The organism is Peptoniphilus rhinitidis 1-13 (assembly GCF_000246925.1).
Taxonomy (GTDB): domain Bacteria; phylum Bacillota; class Clostridia; order Tissierellales; family Peptoniphilaceae; genus Peptoniphilus_A; species Peptoniphilus_A lacydonensis.
Genome location: NZ_BAEW01000016.1, coordinates 1 through 17,505, shown reverse-complemented (window position 1 = coordinate 17,505; position 17,505 = coordinate 1). Strand labels below are relative to the sequence as shown.

The 17,505-nt window shown below is 28.6% G+C and carries 9 protein-coding genes; all 9 read left to right on the top strand.

What is annotated here, in order from left to right:
* Nucleotides 1–73: 73 nt before the first annotated feature.
* The 9 genes from RH95_RS07825 (at nt 74) to RH95_RS07785 (ending at nt 16,999) form a co-directional block, all read left to right on the top strand.
* Nucleotides 74–7,717 (top strand): helicase-like domain-containing protein, encoded by a 7,644-nt coding sequence (locus tag RH95_RS07825; RefSeq protein ID WP_010247653.1) that lies wholly within the window; start codon nt 74–76, stop codon nt 7,715–7,717.
* A gap of 43 nt (nt 7,718–7,760) precedes the next feature.
* Entirely contained in the window at nt 7,761–8,417 is a 657-nt protein-coding gene (locus RH95_RS07820; RefSeq protein ID WP_026038617.1) for a hypothetical protein, read from the top strand.
* A 287-nt stretch (nt 8,418–8,704) separates the two neighbouring features.
* On the top strand, nt 8,705–10,252 hold the full coding sequence (locus RH95_RS07815) for a sensor histidine kinase (protein ID WP_010247648.1): 1,548 nt from the start codon (nt 8,705–8,707) through the stop codon (nt 10,250–10,252).
* Complete coding sequence (locus RH95_RS07810) at nt 10,224–10,829, top strand: response regulator transcription factor (RefSeq protein ID WP_010247646.1); 606 nt, start codon at nt 10,224–10,226, stop codon at nt 10,827–10,829. The genes RH95_RS07815 and RH95_RS07810 overlap by 29 nt, the downstream gene beginning before the upstream one ends.
* A gap of 331 nt (nt 10,830–11,160) precedes the next feature.
* A complete protein-coding gene (locus RH95_RS07805; protein ID WP_010247643.1) occupies nt 11,161–11,841 on the top strand; it encodes an ABC transporter ATP-binding protein in 681 nt (226 codons plus the stop codon).
* Nucleotides 11,842–11,941: 100 nt separating this feature from the next.
* Complete coding sequence (locus RH95_RS07800; protein ID WP_235777721.1) at nt 11,942–14,182, top strand: ABC transporter permease; 2,241 nt, start codon at nt 11,942–11,944, stop codon at nt 14,180–14,182.
* Nucleotides 14,183–14,612: 430 nt separating this feature from the next.
* A complete protein-coding gene (locus tag RH95_RS07795) occupies nt 14,613–15,530 on the top strand; it encodes an ABC transporter ATP-binding protein (protein WP_010247638.1) in 918 nt (305 codons plus the stop codon).
* A complete protein-coding gene (locus RH95_RS07790) occupies nt 15,523–16,257 on the top strand; it encodes an ABC transporter permease (RefSeq protein WP_010247635.1) in 735 nt (244 codons plus the stop codon). The genes RH95_RS07795 and RH95_RS07790 overlap by 8 nt, the downstream gene beginning before the upstream one ends.
* A gap of 19 nt (nt 16,258–16,276) precedes the next feature.
* Nucleotides 16,277–16,999, top strand: a complete 723-nt coding sequence (locus RH95_RS07785) for an ABC transporter permease (RefSeq protein ID WP_010247632.1) — start codon at nt 16,277–16,279, stop codon at nt 16,997–16,999.
* The last annotated feature ends 506 nt before the right edge of the window (nt 17,000–17,505 follow it).

Here is a 17,505-nt window from a genome sequence, read left to right as displayed (position 1 = left end):
AATATACATTAAAAAGTCGGTAGATAAACAAAAATCTATCGTCTTTTTTATTGCACTAAAAAGGAGGTAGAAAATGCAAGTAAATGATTTTAAGAATATACAAGAAGCAATAAAGTATGAAGTTTTACAAGATGAAAAAGAATATTTAAAACTCTTAAAAGTTATAGGCAATAATCAGAAATATGATTTTTCTAGCCAATTAAGTATATATAACAAAGAACCTGAAGCTAGAGCTTGTGCGACTTTTGATATGTGGAAGAAATATTTTGGCAGAGTTGTTATGAGAGGTCAAAAGGGTATTCCAATTTTAGTTGGAAGTGATATAAACAAAAAAGTTTCATACATTTTTGATATTAGTCAGACCACATCAATGGATAGGAATATCAATGAGGTTAGCTTATGGCAGTTTGATCACGAAAATCATAACGAGGCTTTAAAAGAAATAATAAATAATTCTTCATTTGAAGCTAGTGATTCACTTAATGAAAATATATTTTCTTTAAGTCGAATTTATGGAGATGAATACATTAATTTAGCTCTTGCTGATTTGAGAATAGACATAGAGGATAGACTGAGTTTTGAAAAGTTTATGAGAGACTCAATATCTTATGCAGTAGCTAATAGGTTTAATACAGTCTATCCTATGGATATGGAAAATTTAAAAAATAATTTTTCTAGGATTAATACAATTTCTTTAGAACAGATAGGTACTGTAATATCAAGGGTTAGCGAAGATATTATAGATAACACAATAGAAAAATCTAAGGAAATGGATCGTACTAGGCTGCTGACAGAAAGGGCCGCAGCCGACTATAATAGTGGTATAGAAAATATAAATGAAGATAGAGGAGGTCAAGATGATTTATATAGACGAGATGATAGGTCAAGAAGTAGAGATGGACGAGTTTTCACAGATGGAAGCGACAGAGGAAATAGCGATGAAGATCGAAGAGAAAACCTTGGACATGATGGAGAAGGATCTGGAATTTATGGAGAGATTCCCGAATCCGACATACGCAGTTCTAAGACTGTCTTACCTAGTAGGGAGCGAGGACATGGAGAACTGGAAGAAACTTCAGGAAATGTACGAGGGAAAAACACTTTTGAACCATCTGAAGGAAATTCAGAATCAGGCAGTGGACTTTATCAAGAGAGAGAAAGTCAAGATGATGAAAGTACAAGGATTGACAGAGAAGATGATGAGAGAGAATCCAGAGGAATACCAAGGACAGATGAACAACCTGATGGCAACAGTGAAGAGAATGGCAATCAAGGAATACGTGGAAGCTTAGAAAATGAAATAAGCCAAGAAAAGGAAGCTGATGAAGCTTCTTTTTTTGATGACAAAAACACTGAAAATAGAAAAGATTACTGGATTGTAGAATTTAATGAAAACCACGAATTAGTTCCCAATTATAGTGGGCAGATAGTAAATAAAGATTTAATTAATGTCCTAAGACAAAAGGATATTGATGTTAAAGACCATAATCAAACTTATGGAGAAAATGAATTTGGAGAAATGACTGATGATTATATCGGATATTTCAAATTCTATTTTGACCACTATGTAGACGGTGAAGTTGTCGAACACTATAGGATTGACCTTGGTGATGGTGAAGAAGTAAATGAGCGTGAATTTTCATATTTAGAAGAACAAGTTGCACTAAGTGAGGAAAAATCATTACAAGAAGAAATTAAGGAAAAGATAGATCCTAAATTTAAGATAGGGGATCAGGTTAGATATAAAGATAAGGACTTTACTATTACAGATTTTGATGAACTAAGTGGAGGACTTAAAACTGTAACCATTAGAGATAATATGGAATATATGGGAGGTATGATTAGGGGTTCGGAAGTAATTCCATATAGAAACGACTCATACCTTGAAGAAATCTTTGAAAATCTAAGTCAAACATCAGAAAAACTAGCAGTAAAAGTTGGAAAAGAATTTATTTTAGAAGATAAGAATACCTTTGATGGAATTAACTTAATTGAAACAGGAACTAAAGTAGAAGTTAATGGGGAAGAATTTGCTTTATATAAGGCTGAAACATTTGAAGAAAGTAGAAAGATTGATGACCTTTTATATAGTGGAAATTATGAGATATACAAATTATCTGAGCATGAAAAACAAATTGAAAGACAAGTAGAGCAAGAAAGCTTTATAGATAACCACAATCCAGAAATTGACCAAATGATGGATAGGTATGATGTCCCAAGACAAGCAGCCGTAAACTTATTGAGGGGAAAAGAAGATTTAAAGAATCTAGGCTATGAACCTAATAAGGAAAGACTGAGTTTTGCTAGAAATTATGACTTGAAAAATCATATCTACTCAGAATACCTTACACCATCAGAAAGACTAGATAAAAATATCAAAGCTATTAAAATGCTAAAAAGACTTGAAAATGAAAATAGGAGTCCAAGAGAATATGAACAAGCCTATCTTGCTGATTATTTAGGTTGGGGAGGTCTTGCTGATGTCTTTGATGAAGAAAAAGGAGGACAATGGCTTGAAGCAAGAAATATTTTAAAGGAAAATTTAACAAATGAAGAGTATTTGAATGCTAAAGAGTCTACTCTAACATCCTTTTATACACCTAGAGAGGTAATGGATGGAATATATAAGACTTTAACAGATATGGGATTTAAGACTGGAAATATTCTTGAACCATCTGTGGGAGTCGGTAACTTTATTGGTAATATGCCAAGTGAAATACGAAGTTCTAAAGTCTATGGAGTAGAAAAAGATAGTCTAAGCGGAAGAATAGCAAGAGAACTTTATCCTGAAGCTAACATTCAAATTAAAGGCTTTGAAGAAACAAACTTCTCAAATAACTTTTTTGATTTAGTTATAGGAAATGTTCCTTTTGGAGATTTTAAAGTTAACGATCGTGAATATAACAGAAATAACTTTCTGATTCACGATTATTTTTTTGCAAAGTCAATAGATAAGGTTAGGAATGGAGGAATTATTGCCTTCATAACATCATCTGGAACTATGGATAAAAAAGATGAATCTGTTAGAAAATATATTAATGCAAGATGTGAATTTTTAGGAGCTATGAGGCTTCCTAATACAACATTTAAAGGACTTGCTGGTACAGAAGTTACTTCAGATATTATTTTTCTAAAGAAGAGAGATTCAGTTATAGAAAGAGATGACGATTGGATACACCTAGCAACTGATAAAAAGGGTTTGACTTATAATAAATACTTTGTAGATAATCCTCAAATGGTATTAGGGGATATGAAAGAAGTATCTGGTAGATTTGGTAATACAATTACTTGTGATGAAAAAGAAGACGAAAATCTAAAAGATTTAATGGATCTTGCAAGTAAGGAAATATCTTCAAATTCAAAATATGAAGAGGTCGAACTATTGGAAGATGAAGAATTAAGTCTTCCAGCAACAGACGATGTTAAGAATTTTTCCTATACTATTATTGACGAAGATGTCTATCTAAGAGAAAACTCAGTTTTAATTAAGCAGAATATATCAGATAAAAACAAAGAAAAAATAAAAGATTATCTTGATGTAATGAATGCTTTAAAAGATGTAATAGAAAAGCAAAAGGACGATTTTTCTGATGAAGAAATAAAAGAGTCACAAGCAAAGTTAAATGAAGTCTATGATAACTTTTCAAAGAAACATGGCTTTATTAACTCCTTATCAAACACTAGAGCCTTAAAGGAAGACTCAAACTTTCCTTTAGTATCATCAATAGAAATACTTGATGATGAGGATAATTTCAAAGCTAAGAGTGATATATTCTCAAAAAGAACAATCACAAAGGCAAAGGTAGTAGATCATGTAGATACTTCCCTTGAAGCTTTAGTCTTATCAGTTTCACAAAAGGGATATGTAGATTTTGAATATATGGAATCTATCACAAGTAAAGATAGGGACACCTTAATTGGTGAACTTGAGGGCGAAATATTTTTAGATATTAAGGATACAGACTTAATAAATAACAGAATGCCCTTTGAAAACTTTAACAATGACGATCCCTTTCATTTTTCATATGTATCGGCTGATGAATATTTAAGTGGAAACATTAGAGAAAAGATTGGTTACCTCAATTCATACATCGGAGAAATTGAAAATGTAATAGATTTAGCACCTTCTGAAAAGAAAGACACATTATTAAACGAGTTAGGCAAACTTAAATATCAAAGAGAAAAATTACAAGAAGTTATGCCTGAAGAACTCACTGCTTCTGATATAAATGTAAGGTTAGGAGCAACTTGGATACCTCAAAAAGATATAGAAGACTTTACTTTTAATCTTTTAAAAACACCAGGTTATGATAGGTGGAATATAAATGTTAGGTTCTCACAACATACAAGTGAATGGAACATTGAAGGTAAAAGTGTTGACTCAACTAATGACCTTGCTAACATGACTTATGGTACAAGTAGAGTCAATGCCTATAAGTTAATTGAAAATGCTCTTAATCTAAAAGATACGAAGATATTTGACCAAGTAATAAATGATGATGGTTCTAAGACTGCTGTATTAAACAAAAAAGAAACTATGCTTGCAAGTCAAAAGCAAGAACTGATTAAAGAAGAATTTAAGAATTGGATATTTGAAGATCCTGATAGAAGATATAGGCTAGAAAAAATTTATAATGAAAAATTCAATTCAATTAGAAATAGAGAATTTGATGGTTCTAACTTAACTTTTGATGGAATGAATACTGAAATCAGACTTCGAGAACATCAAAAAAATGCCATAGCAAGGACTCTTTATGGTGGAAATACATTACTTGCCCATGTTGTGGGAGCAGGAAAAACTTTTGAAATGGTAGCTTCTGCTATGGAATCTAAAAAGTTAGGACTTGCAAGTAAATCATTATTTGTAGTTCCTAACCACATAACCACTCAAATTGGTAGAGAGTTTATGCAATTATATCCGTCAGCGAACATTATGGTGGCCGATAAAAAAGACTTCCAACCTAAAAATAGGAAAAGATTTATTGGTAGGATTGCAACGGGAGAATATGATGCGGTCATCATAGGACACTCTCAATTTGAAAAAATACCGATGTCTAAGGAATACCAGGTAAGACATATACAAGACCAAATAGATGATATAGTTTCCTTTATTGATGAGAATAAAAGAAATAGAGGAGAAAATTTCACAGTAAAACAACTAGAAAAGACAAAGAAAAAACTCCTGGTAAGACTTGAAAAGCTAAATGATGACTTTAAAAAAGATGATGTAATAACCTTTGAAGAACTAGGAGTAGATAAATTATTTATAGACGAAGCTCATAATTACAAAAACTTATTTTTGCATACCAAGATGAGAAATGTTGCGGGTATCGGGCAGAGTGAAGCCTTTAAGTCTTCAGATATGTATATGAAATGTAGGTATATGGACGAAATGACAGATGGAAAGGGAGTTGTATTTGCTACTGGTACACCAATATCAAATTCAATGACTGAGCTTTATACTATGCAAAGATACCTTCAGTATGATGATTTAAAGGCAAGAGGATTAGAACATTTTGACGCTTGGGCTTCTACTTTTGGAGAAACAGAAAACACCTTTGAATTATCTCCAGGAGGTACTGGATATAGGCAAAAAACAAGATTTTCAAAGTTTTATAACTTGCCAGAGTTGATGAGCATGTTTAAAGAAGTAGCAGATATAAAGACCTCAGATATGTTAAATTTGCCAGTACCAGAAGCAAACTTCGAAGTTATTAAAACAAAACCTACTGAGGAACAAAAAGAAATATTAGAAGCTATTTCAGAAAGAGCAGACGCAGTTAGAAATAACCAAGTAGAACCAACAGAAGATAATATGCTAAAGATTACAAATGATGGTAAAAAACTTGCCCTTGATCAAAGATTAATAAATCCACTACTACCCGATGATCCTAATTCAAAGGTAAATGTATGTGTTAAAAATATCTTTTCGATCTGGGATAAGACAAAAGAAAATTCATCGACACAATTAGTGTTTTCGGATATGTCCACACCAAAAGGAGATGGGGAATTTAATATCTATGATGATATTAGAAATAAGCTAGTAAATATGGGAATACCTAAAGAAGAAATAGCCTTTATTCACGAAGCAAATACAGACAAACAAAAAGATGAATTATTCTCAAAGGTAAGAAGAGGGGAAGTAAGAGTATTATTAGGTTCTACTCAAAAAATGGGAGCAGGTACAAATGTACAAAATAAATTAATAGCTTTACACGATTTAGACGTTCCATGGAGACCGTCTGACCTAGAGCAAAGAAGTGGTAGAATTGTTCGTCAAGGCAATGAAAATGATAAGGTAAATATCTTTAGATATGTAACAGAAAATACCTTTGACGCATATTTATGGCAGACAATAGAGAATAAGCAGAAATTCATATCTCAAATTATGACTTCAAAAACTGCTGTGAGAGTTGCAGAAGATGTTGATGAAGCAAGTCTATCTTATTCGGAAATTAAGGCTTTAGCTACTGGCAATCCTCTAATTAAAGAAAAGATGGATTTAGATAACGAAGTTACAAAGCTGAAAATGCTGGAAGCAAACTATAAGTCTAATAAATATAAGCTTGAAGATAAGGTAAATAAAATTTATCCTCAAAGTATTTTAAAAACTGAAATGGAAATAAAAGCAGTTAAAGAAGATATTGCAAATGTTGAGAAATTAGGAGAAGGAGATAGCAAATTTACTTCAATCAGTCTTGGGACAAATAAAATTTTAGATAAGAAAGAAGCTGGAGAGAAGCTATTAGAAGAAATAAAAAAAGTTAAGATAAATGATAGCAAGGTTATTGGTAAATATAGAAATTTAGACTTACAAGTTTCATATAATTTTATGACTAATACTCACACCTTTAAACTACTAGGAAAAGCAGAATACTTCGGAGAGTTTTCAAACTCTACTGATGGTAATATAACAAGGCTTGATAATGCAATTGAAAAAATGCCTTCAAGACTTGAAAGGTTAAATCAAAACCTTGGAAACTATAAAGAATCTTTAGAAAATGCCAAAGTAGAATTAACTAAACCATTTGAAAAAGCAGATGAGTTAAGGGATAAGACGCTAAGACTAGCTGAGATTAATAAACTTTTAGATATGGGAGAAGTAGAAGAATTAGAAAACCAATCACCATTATTAGAAGATTTAAAGAGGGCGATAGTTGATTATTCTAATTACGAGTTCTCAGAATCTAATAGCTATGAAGACTTTGACAAATTATACCCTGATTTAAGCCATATAGGACTTGCCTATACAGAAACGCCAGATGGTAAGCACACGATTCAATATGAGGTAAATTTGGAAGAAAAAACATGGACTCAATATGTAGATAATATAGCTATTAGAACAGAATCTTTTGTAGAAGAAGATATATCTAACTTACAAGCTATTAAAGATATGACTGAAGCCATAAAGATGTTTAGTTTTGATGATCTGGTATCAGTAGATGAAGAAGATTTAAAACAAGCACTAGGACTAGAAATAGATTATGACGGAAATTTCTATGATCCACTTGCAAAAGATCTTGATAATGATGGAATACCAGATAGGTATGATAATGATTTTAAAGATAGTGATTACTTTGAATCAACTTATGATGTAGAAGATAATCTACACGCAAAGGAAGAGAAGCCATCAATATTAGGACAAATATCAAAATTCAAATCAGAAGAAGAAAAAGATAAAAATCAAGAAAAAAGTAAAAAGGAACAAGAAAGATAGAGGAGGGCGAAAGGCTCTCCTTATTTAGTACAAGGAGGAAATTATGGAATACAAAGATATTAGAGAAAACTTAGAAGAAATGATGAATGATAATTACAAGGACTTTATAAAAGCACTTGTGAGCATAGAAAAAGGTGTTACTGATGAAAAGGCACTTGAAGAAGTCTATGTTTTATTTATGATCAAAGACACAACAGGTCTATTAAATGATGACTTTGACTATATGATTGATGATATGAAAGAACAAGGTAAGATTGTTGAAAATACCAATGAACTTGAAGAAAAAGATGATCTTATAAATCTTGTGGGTAATATAGCTGGCAAAGTAGAAATTCTTGAACGAGAAAATGCTAATGGAGAAAAGTTCAAGGTAAGCAACTTTTCAATTGTTTCAAAAGATGACGATGGGAATAAGGTATATACAAATTGTTCAGCATATGGAGATAAGACAAAAGATATAGAGAACCTAAAACAAGGAGATTTTGTTAAATTATTTGGTCAAGTAAAAATAAGCATTGATAACAACGGAAAGGAACATAAAAATGTTCGTATTTTGTCTTCTAAGCTCTTAAAAGCAAAAGGACAAGTAAAGAGTCAAGATAAAGATAAAAAGTCCATATTAGGGCAAATAAAAAACTTTAAGACAGACGACAAAACTAAATCAAACAAGAAAGACCATAGCAAAGGTACAGAGAGATAAATATCGGCAGTCTTCGGACTGCCTTTATTTTTTTGTCATATTTAAACAGATTGTATAGTGACGTTAGGTATGATACACAAAAGTTAGCTGTAATTATATCTTAATACGTCTATAATAGTATTAAAAGCTGAAGTTAAAATAGGAACACAAAAATATTACGATATATTGAAATTTGTAATTAATACCAGAATATTATGTATAATTTTAATAGATCCTTTTCGGAGTTAAGAAAATCAGATTGTATATAGATAAAGATTATAGGGTTTAAAATATAAAAGGAGGGCAGGATGAAAAAACAAGATTTGATTTTAATTACACATATTTTATTGCAAGTTATTTTGTTTATGCCTATAGCGCCATTTATAAGATATCAACAGAGGCTAGATATAGGAATTTTAATAGTTTTTTTACTAAGTATTATAAATTTCATATCCTATATTATATGCATATTAAATTCTGAAAAAAAATATATTTTAATCCATAGCCTAGTAGTTGAATTATTTATTATTTTTAATTTTCTAGAAGACTTAATATTAAGAGACTTAATAATAGGTAAACACATCGAACTATTAATATATAGCTTGATACTATTTGCAAGTTTCAATCTTTTAAGCTCATCAAATAGAATTAAGTTCATGCCATTAATTACAACTGTAGGGATTATTATATCAATAATAATGATGAAATTTAATACTTATTTAGCATCTTCAATATTTAATTATGTTGTGATTATTTTATTATTGACTCCAATAATATTATATTCAAATGATAAGAATATTCGAAAATATGAAAGCAAGACAATTATAATATTGCAAACTTTATTTATAATAACTTTCTTCATATATAAGAAGTATGAAGGTTTAGGTCTAGTTTCAATAAGTGAGTATCAACTGTTTACATGTATCTTCATTGAATCTATATTGCTGTATAGGATTAGTAAGACAAAAATCAAAAGCGGTTTATTATTTTTCTCCCGTTCTTTGAAAAAAATATTTCCTGAATTTTTAATTTTGTTTCTAATGCTCTATTTAACTTCATTATCTTTTTCGGGAGTTATATTATTTTCTTTAAGTTTTTTTATGTTTTTGGTAGAATTTAGCTTGTTTGAAAAACATAAAAAATCCAATTATATAACTTTTGAGGAGATGTTGGATAACTATTATATTGAAAAACATAGAAATTTAGAAATTGATAAACTGAATACTTTAAAGATACAGACATTTTTACATGATGACATTCTACAGATTATAATAGCTATAAGAAGGTGGATAGAAGATAATCTTTCAGGATCTGACAAAAAATACATTATAGAAAATCTGGATAAGTTAAATGATTTGATTCGTCACGAAATCAATTCATTTAATCCAATGCTAAATGATTATAGTTCTCTATATGACGCATATAACAGACTTATAGTTGATATAGAAAATATGTATTTAGATAATGAAATGCTTATAGAATTTGAATGTGATAGAAATATAGATTTACCCAGTCCTTATGCTGAATTGATTTACAAATGTATCAATGAATTATTAATAAATGCACTAAAACATTCAAAAGGATATAGCACGGATATAGTTCTTATAAATTTAGAAGATAAAATTGATCTTACAATAAAAAATTATGGAGACTATTTAGAAGATGAAGAAAAAATAGTAGAAGGAAATATAGGATTAAATATATTAAGATTGAACTTAAGAGAATATGGCGGAAAATTTGATTTTAATTTTTCCAATAATCAAAATGAACTAGATGAATCATTTGTAGAATTTAAAATAGAAGTTCCAATAGAGAGGAGAGTAGTAAATGAAAATCTTATTAATAGAAGATCATAAAATGGTTGCAACTTCTTTAAAAATGAGCTTAGAGACGGACGACTCTATTTCTGTAGATATAGTAAATAATGTTAGAGACCTAAGTATAAATGAATCCATCCTTAACTATGATCTGTTACTTATAGATATTAATTTAACAGGAATAGAAGGAGCGATAAATGGTTTAGATGTGTCTGAAGAATTGATTAATAAGTATGAAGGTCTAAAAATAGTAATATTAACAGCGTATAAATTAGACTTTTATATTAAAAGAGCAAAAAGAATTGGATGTAAAGGATTTATTTCCAAAGAAGAAGAGACATCTAAACTAATAGAAGACATAAAATCTATCGCCTTTAAAGGCAAAGCAATATTTCCAGAAGAAAATCATATGTTAGAGCCATTAACGAAAAGTGAAATTCATATAGTTAAACTATATTCAAACGGACTATCAAGGAAAGAGTTAGCCAAAGAACTAAATACAAATGTAAGAAGCCTGGCAGTATCCTTATCACGAATATATCAAAAGTTAGGTGTTAGAAATTACCAAGAAATGATCGATAAAGTGCGTGAATTGGGATATGTTGATTCATTTTAGAGACAAGCATTAGAATTTTGTAATTCTAGTGCTTTTTTTATTCACAAAAGTTAGCTGAAATAGAATTCAAAAAAATATAAAATTAAGGAAAGGTGGAAATTAATAACATTTAAGGTTGGTAAAGCAATGAATTATTCTAGTAAACAGAAAAAATAAATAAAAATAGTTAGGAATAACTAAAGAATAAGAACTTAAGACTTTAGATTTTAATGAAGTATAAGTTTGTATCAAGGCTGTTGATAGTAAACGATTTATAGTATGTATGATTATTTTGATGATACAAATGTCAATCAACAGATAAATAGATTTTCAAAGTGAAGGAGGATGTTTAATGGCTTTAATTTTAGATAAAGTGAAAAAAATATACAAACAAGGAGAAATAGAAGTCAAAGCAGTAAATGATGTAAGTTTTACTGTTAAGGAAGGAGAATTTTTATCTATTATTGGAGACAGTGGTTCGGGGAAGACAACATTGTTAAATCTTATAGGAGGGATTGACCATCAAACAGAGGGGAAAATTATGTTTGATGATGTGGAATTAAATAATTTAAATGAGGAAGAATTAACAGAGTATCGTAGAAAGAATATAGGGTTTATATTCCAAGAATACAATCTAATTCCTATCTTAAATGTTCGAGAAAATATAATTTTACCTTTAAATTTAGATGGCAAAGAAGCCGATAACGACTATTTGGATGAAATTTTAGATTTGTTAGAAATAAAACAAAAAATATCTGCTTTCCCAAATCAATTGTCAGGAGGACAACAACAAAGAGTAGCTATTGCCAGAGCTCTCATTTCTAAACCAAAAGTAATTTTAGCAGACGAACCAACAGGAAATTTGGATCAAAGAAATAGTCAAAATATAATGGAGCTATTTGTTCAGATGAATAAAAAATTTAATCAGACAATTATAATGATTACACACAATTTAGAATTAACAAAGTATTGCGATAGAGTTATACGCATATTAGATGGTCAAATTGTGGAGGATAAAAAAAATGAAAAATAATATCCTGAAAACATATGTCAAAAGAGATTTGAAAGTTAATAAAATTAAAAGTTCTACAATATTGCTGACTATAATTTTATCGTTTGTCTTTATTAGCATAATGAGTTTGTATTCTATAAGTGCTAAATTAATGTTTCAGGAAAAACTAGAAAATGGACATCAAGCATCATTAATTAAAGTAAATCCTAAACAAGTTGAAGGGATAAAATCAGAGAAGAGCATAAAAAAAGCAGGAATAGGATATATTTTTCCAGAAGTTAGTATAGGTGATATAAATCTAAGAGTTGCATATATGGATTCAGATTTACGTGACTTAGGGAATGTAAATAATATAGAAGGATCTTATCCTCAAAAAGATAATGAGATAATAGTGTCTGAAGACTACTTAAAACGTATTAACAAAAAAATTGGTATTAGAGAAAGTATAAACCTAAATTTAGGTAATGGTTCAAAAAAATATATAATAAGTGGAATTTTATATAAAGAAGGTGTAGAAGGAACTTATCCCGTATTTGTATCTAAATCTTATGTTGATAAATTTGGTCAAGTTGATAATTACTTAGTACAACTAAGTATGAAATCACCAAATTCATACTCTGAAGATATGCTAAAAAATGAGATAAATTCAATAGCATATAAGTATAAAGTAGATGAATCTAACGTTCATTTTTTTGATATGTACTTTAGTTATATGAAGTTGGTTAATACAGATCAATATATTATGCTTTTAATATTGGCAGTTTTGTTAGGGGTAGTTTCTTATCTCATTATCCATAATATTTTGTATGTTTTTACATTAGAAGATAGGAAAAACATAGCGATTCTGAGATTGATAGGAGCAAGTAGAAAACAGTCAATGATTATTCTAAATAAAAGGATATTATATATTGGTTTAATAGGAATTTGCTTAGGAATTTTAGGGACTTTTAGTATATTTTTTATCAATAACAGAAATGGACTAATATTTTTATTAGAACATAATCCATTATATATAATAGTTACTTTAATACTTAGCAGTTTGTATATTTTTATGGTTCTTAAATCTTCGGCAATCTCTATAAGAAAAGATATAAATAGAATTTCTGCTAAAGAATTTTTTACGAGTGGTCAATCTACAAGCCATCTAGTAAAGAGAAAGGAAAATAGTTTTGTTACACCTAAATTTATAGCATGGCTTAATATAAAAAGAGATCCTAGAAAGACAATAACTATGATTCTATCACTAAGTATTGGAGGAGTATTACTTGTTTCATCTTATGCTTTTTTAAAATCCTTTGATCCAGAACAATTAGCAAGAAAAAGTTATACAAATTATGAAATAAGTATTATGTCAAATGAAGATTCTATTTTGGGCAGTTCTAATGGTGAAATTATTGGTGATATGGAAAAAAGAAATCCATTAGACAATAACTTAATTCGTTCATTAGAAGAGGTTGATAATGTAGAAAAAATTGAAGTGGTAAAAGGTACAAATGCAACTTTCGTAAGTCCAAATGGAAACTCAGAAGATTTGAGTATTTTAGGATATACTAATCAACAAGAAAGCTTTCTTAATAAAAAACTTATAGAGGGAAATACCTCATACTCGAAGTTGACCAAAGAAAAGGGAGTTATTGTTAATCAGCCAAATGAAATAAAAAAATATTATGGGTGGGATGTACAAATAGGTGACGAAGTAAAATTTCAACAAAATGGCAAAGATTTTACGGCTAAAGTAATGGGTATAACCGATACTTTAAGTAGTGGGATATACTTTTATATTCCAGATAATTCATTGAATTATTTTGGAGATACTAATACTAATTTTAATTATGAATTGAGACTTGAATTAAAAGATAAGACATTAAAGGCTCAAAAAAGTACTGTAAATAAAGTAAAACAATTGATAAATATGCATCCATTAAAAATGGAAACCTATCTAAATGCGGTAGATGAATATAAAGTTTCTTTAAAAACTAGTAAAAAGTTTCTTTTATCAATAACTTTATTAATTTTAATTATGGGTGTTGGAAACTTAATAAATACTTACTTTACAAATGTGATTAGTAGGAAGAAAGAGATTTCTTTCTTAAATCTTGTAGGTATGAGTAAATCTCAACGTATTAGTATGCTTATGAGCGAAAATTGTTACTATATGAAGAGAATTCTTATAATTACTTTAATAGGCGGAGTTATTATTTCGTATGGTCTTCACGTTTATACAAATAATGATCCGATTCTTGGTGGATTGCAATATAGATTCCCAATTGCAGAATTTATATTGTATTCTATTATTATGTATTTCATTGGAAGAATTGTTTTTAGGATTGTTGATACCATACTGATTACGAAGAGGAAATAGTATGGGGAAAAATAAAAAATCATATTACAGTATTTTATTGATAGTGTTCGTATAATTGCTTAAAAGGAAAAAGGTGATTTTTAGTATAATGTTTTTAATTACGAGAACTAAGTTAGGAGTAACAAATGATCCAATTACATTCTTACAATAAATTGAGTTGGCTAGGATGCGGCAAAATGAAGTTTTATAAAGTTTAGATTATTTAATGAGGAAAAAAGTTTTTGAAATGAAATAAAAAGAAAAGATAGCGAACAGAAATATTCACAAAAGTTAGCTGATTAAATTTTGAAATTCTTATACAATTATTATGATAAAAAGTCTAATGTGAATTTGTAAAAAGTAGATGGATTTATAGTAATGATAATAAGTAGACATTATGAGACTAAACACTAGACTGTTATAAATGAACATTTAAGGAGAAATTAAATTGATGAATAGTATTCTAAGCATAAAAGATTTAGAAAAGTATTATGAAGATTCGCCTGTATTGAAATCTATTAACATAAATATAAATGAAGGCGAAATATATGGATTATTAGGTAGAAATGGTGCGGGAAAGACTACTATAATGAAGATTATATTAGGGTTAACTAAACCAACTAAAGGGAAAGTTATCTTGCTTGGTTCTGATACTAGCACTGATAAAGGAAAGGAAGTATTAAAGAACGTTGGTTGTATTATAGAAAGTCCTGGTTTTTATAGTAATTTGACGGCAACAGAAAATTTAATGATATTTGCAAAATTAAGAGGCGACTCTGAAAACTCAGTAAAAGAAGCTTTAAAGTTAGTGAATCTTCCATATAATGACAAAAAGCTTTTTGGCAAGTATTCATTAGGAATGAAACAAAGGCTTGCAATTGCAAATGCTATAATGCACAAACCAAAAGTTTTGATTTTAGATGAACCAATAAACGGTTTAGATCCAATAGGAATTGCAGAAGTTAGAGATTTAATTAAATCTCTAAAAGAAAATGGAACTACTATTCTTATTTCTAGCCATATTTTACCAGAGTTAGAAAATTTGGCAGATAGGATAGGAATTATTAACGATGGAAATTTAATTGATGAAATTAATTTGGAAGAATGGAACTCTCATAATGAATTTGGAGTTAAGATTTATGTTGATAAGACTCAAGAAGCAATAAATTTATTATCTAAGAATGGAGTGAATTCTGAGCAAATGGCAACCTTTAACAAAGGAATTATTATAAAAAATGAAAATATTAAGGTTTCCGATTTAAATAAAATTTTTATAAAAAATGACTTCGAAGTAAATGGAATTATTGAAGAGAAAATAACACTTGAAGATTATTTTAAAAAAGTTACAGGAGGTCAAGGAATTGGGTAATTTAATATTTTCAGAATTTAAAAAGCAAAAGAGATCAAAAGTTGTATATATATCTTTGGTATTAGTTATAGCTTATTTAACAATGATATTAATATATACTAATGAAGCTACAGGACTCTTTGACAGTTTCGTATACTTATATAAGTTTTCATTAAGTTATATGAATTATTTAATATTACCAATGATTTTACTATCATTCTTAACAACATCATTTTCAAATGATTATAAAAATGACACAATTAAGTATATATGGACAATACCTATTTCAAGAACAAAATATTTTATATCTAAACTAGTTTACTTATTTATGATATCTCTAGCTATCATGATTTTTGTGTTCTTAACAGTTTGTATTACAGGTTTTTTAACTAGATTTCATGATAGTATGACAAGTGAGTTAGTTTCAAGATTTTTTTTACTATGTATTAGAAGTTCGATATTTATTTTTTTAAGCGTAATACCAGTGTCAATAATTACTATTGTTACAAAAGGTAATGTTGCTACTACAAATTTAATAGGAAGCCTTTATATAGTAGTTACATTTTTTTTAATGAAAAAGTTGCAAGGTATAAGTCCTTTAGCAAGCAGCCATAATGTAATTTGGTATAACAACTTTGAAGGAGTAGAAAGTAGTCCACATATAGGATATTTTATAGCAAACATTGTTATTGTATTTGCAATTTATGTTTATATATCAATAAAAATTTTAAAAAAACAAGATGTGTAGGTTAACTAAGGTGATTAGCATGGTACAGATAGAATTAAAAAAACTTAAACGCAAAAAACTTTTACTCATTTTATTTATAGTTTGCCTAATTTCATCTCTTATACAATATGGGATGGGAAATATGACATATAACGATATAAAATATGGATCAACTTTTGGCTGGTTCTTAAAAAATGGTCTAAGTGTGAATTCATATTATATTTTTACTCCAATATTTACATTAATAGGAATGGAATTGTTTTTAATGGAAAGCAGAGATAAAGTATGGAATAATTTATTAACTTCACCTATTAAGATAGAAGATATAGTTAAAAGCAAAAAAAGCGTTAGTCTTATATTATCTTTAATATATTCTTTGCTTACATTTTTATTGATGCTTTTTTTTGAAATCAAACTAAACTTAGAGTCAATAAATTTTAATGTAGTAATACAATACTTTGTTAAGTACATGATTCATTCATTGGTGAGTTGTTTAATATCGTGGTTAATAATAAGCGTTATGTTATATTTTAAACAAAATTTACAAATAGGAGTAATTGTTGGATTTGTTGTTTCATTCTTTGGAGTATTTGTTTCACAATTAAATATGGCTTACTTATATGTTGTAAATAGTATGTTTTACATTTCTAAAGCTATAGATTCTACAAATAAAGAAAAATTAATTTCAGCAATAATAGTTTTGCTAGTATTTACGTTGCAAAAAATTATACTTAGTAAATACTGCGAAAAAATATATGAATGAGATTGATAAATAGGATGAGTTAGGTGAATTGCAAAAGTTATCACTAGCTAGAGCTATATATAGGGACGGGGATATATTTATTTTAGATGAGGCAGATAGTTTCTCTGACGAGCAGTATAAATCTAAGCTTTCTAAAATAATAAAAGAATTACGATATAAAAAGATAATATTTATAGTAACACACAATAGAGAAATGTTGTCTATAGCAGATAAGACGTACCAATTACATGAATCAAAAATATCATTAAAGAATCAAAGTATTTAATGGATTGTGGTTATTTTGATTATTCTTATGACTTTAGTAAATGTAATCACTAAAATAATATTTGTTGTGAAACTTTATGAAAACATGGTAGAATAATTTTATTGATTGAATTTAACATTCAGAATACTTAATTTATAATTAATAGCAAAATGATTTTTGAAAGGGTTATAAGTTTAATTACTCATAGCCTATGATCTTTCAACTTCTTTTCCATAATAATTTTCATAATTTTTCCTATACT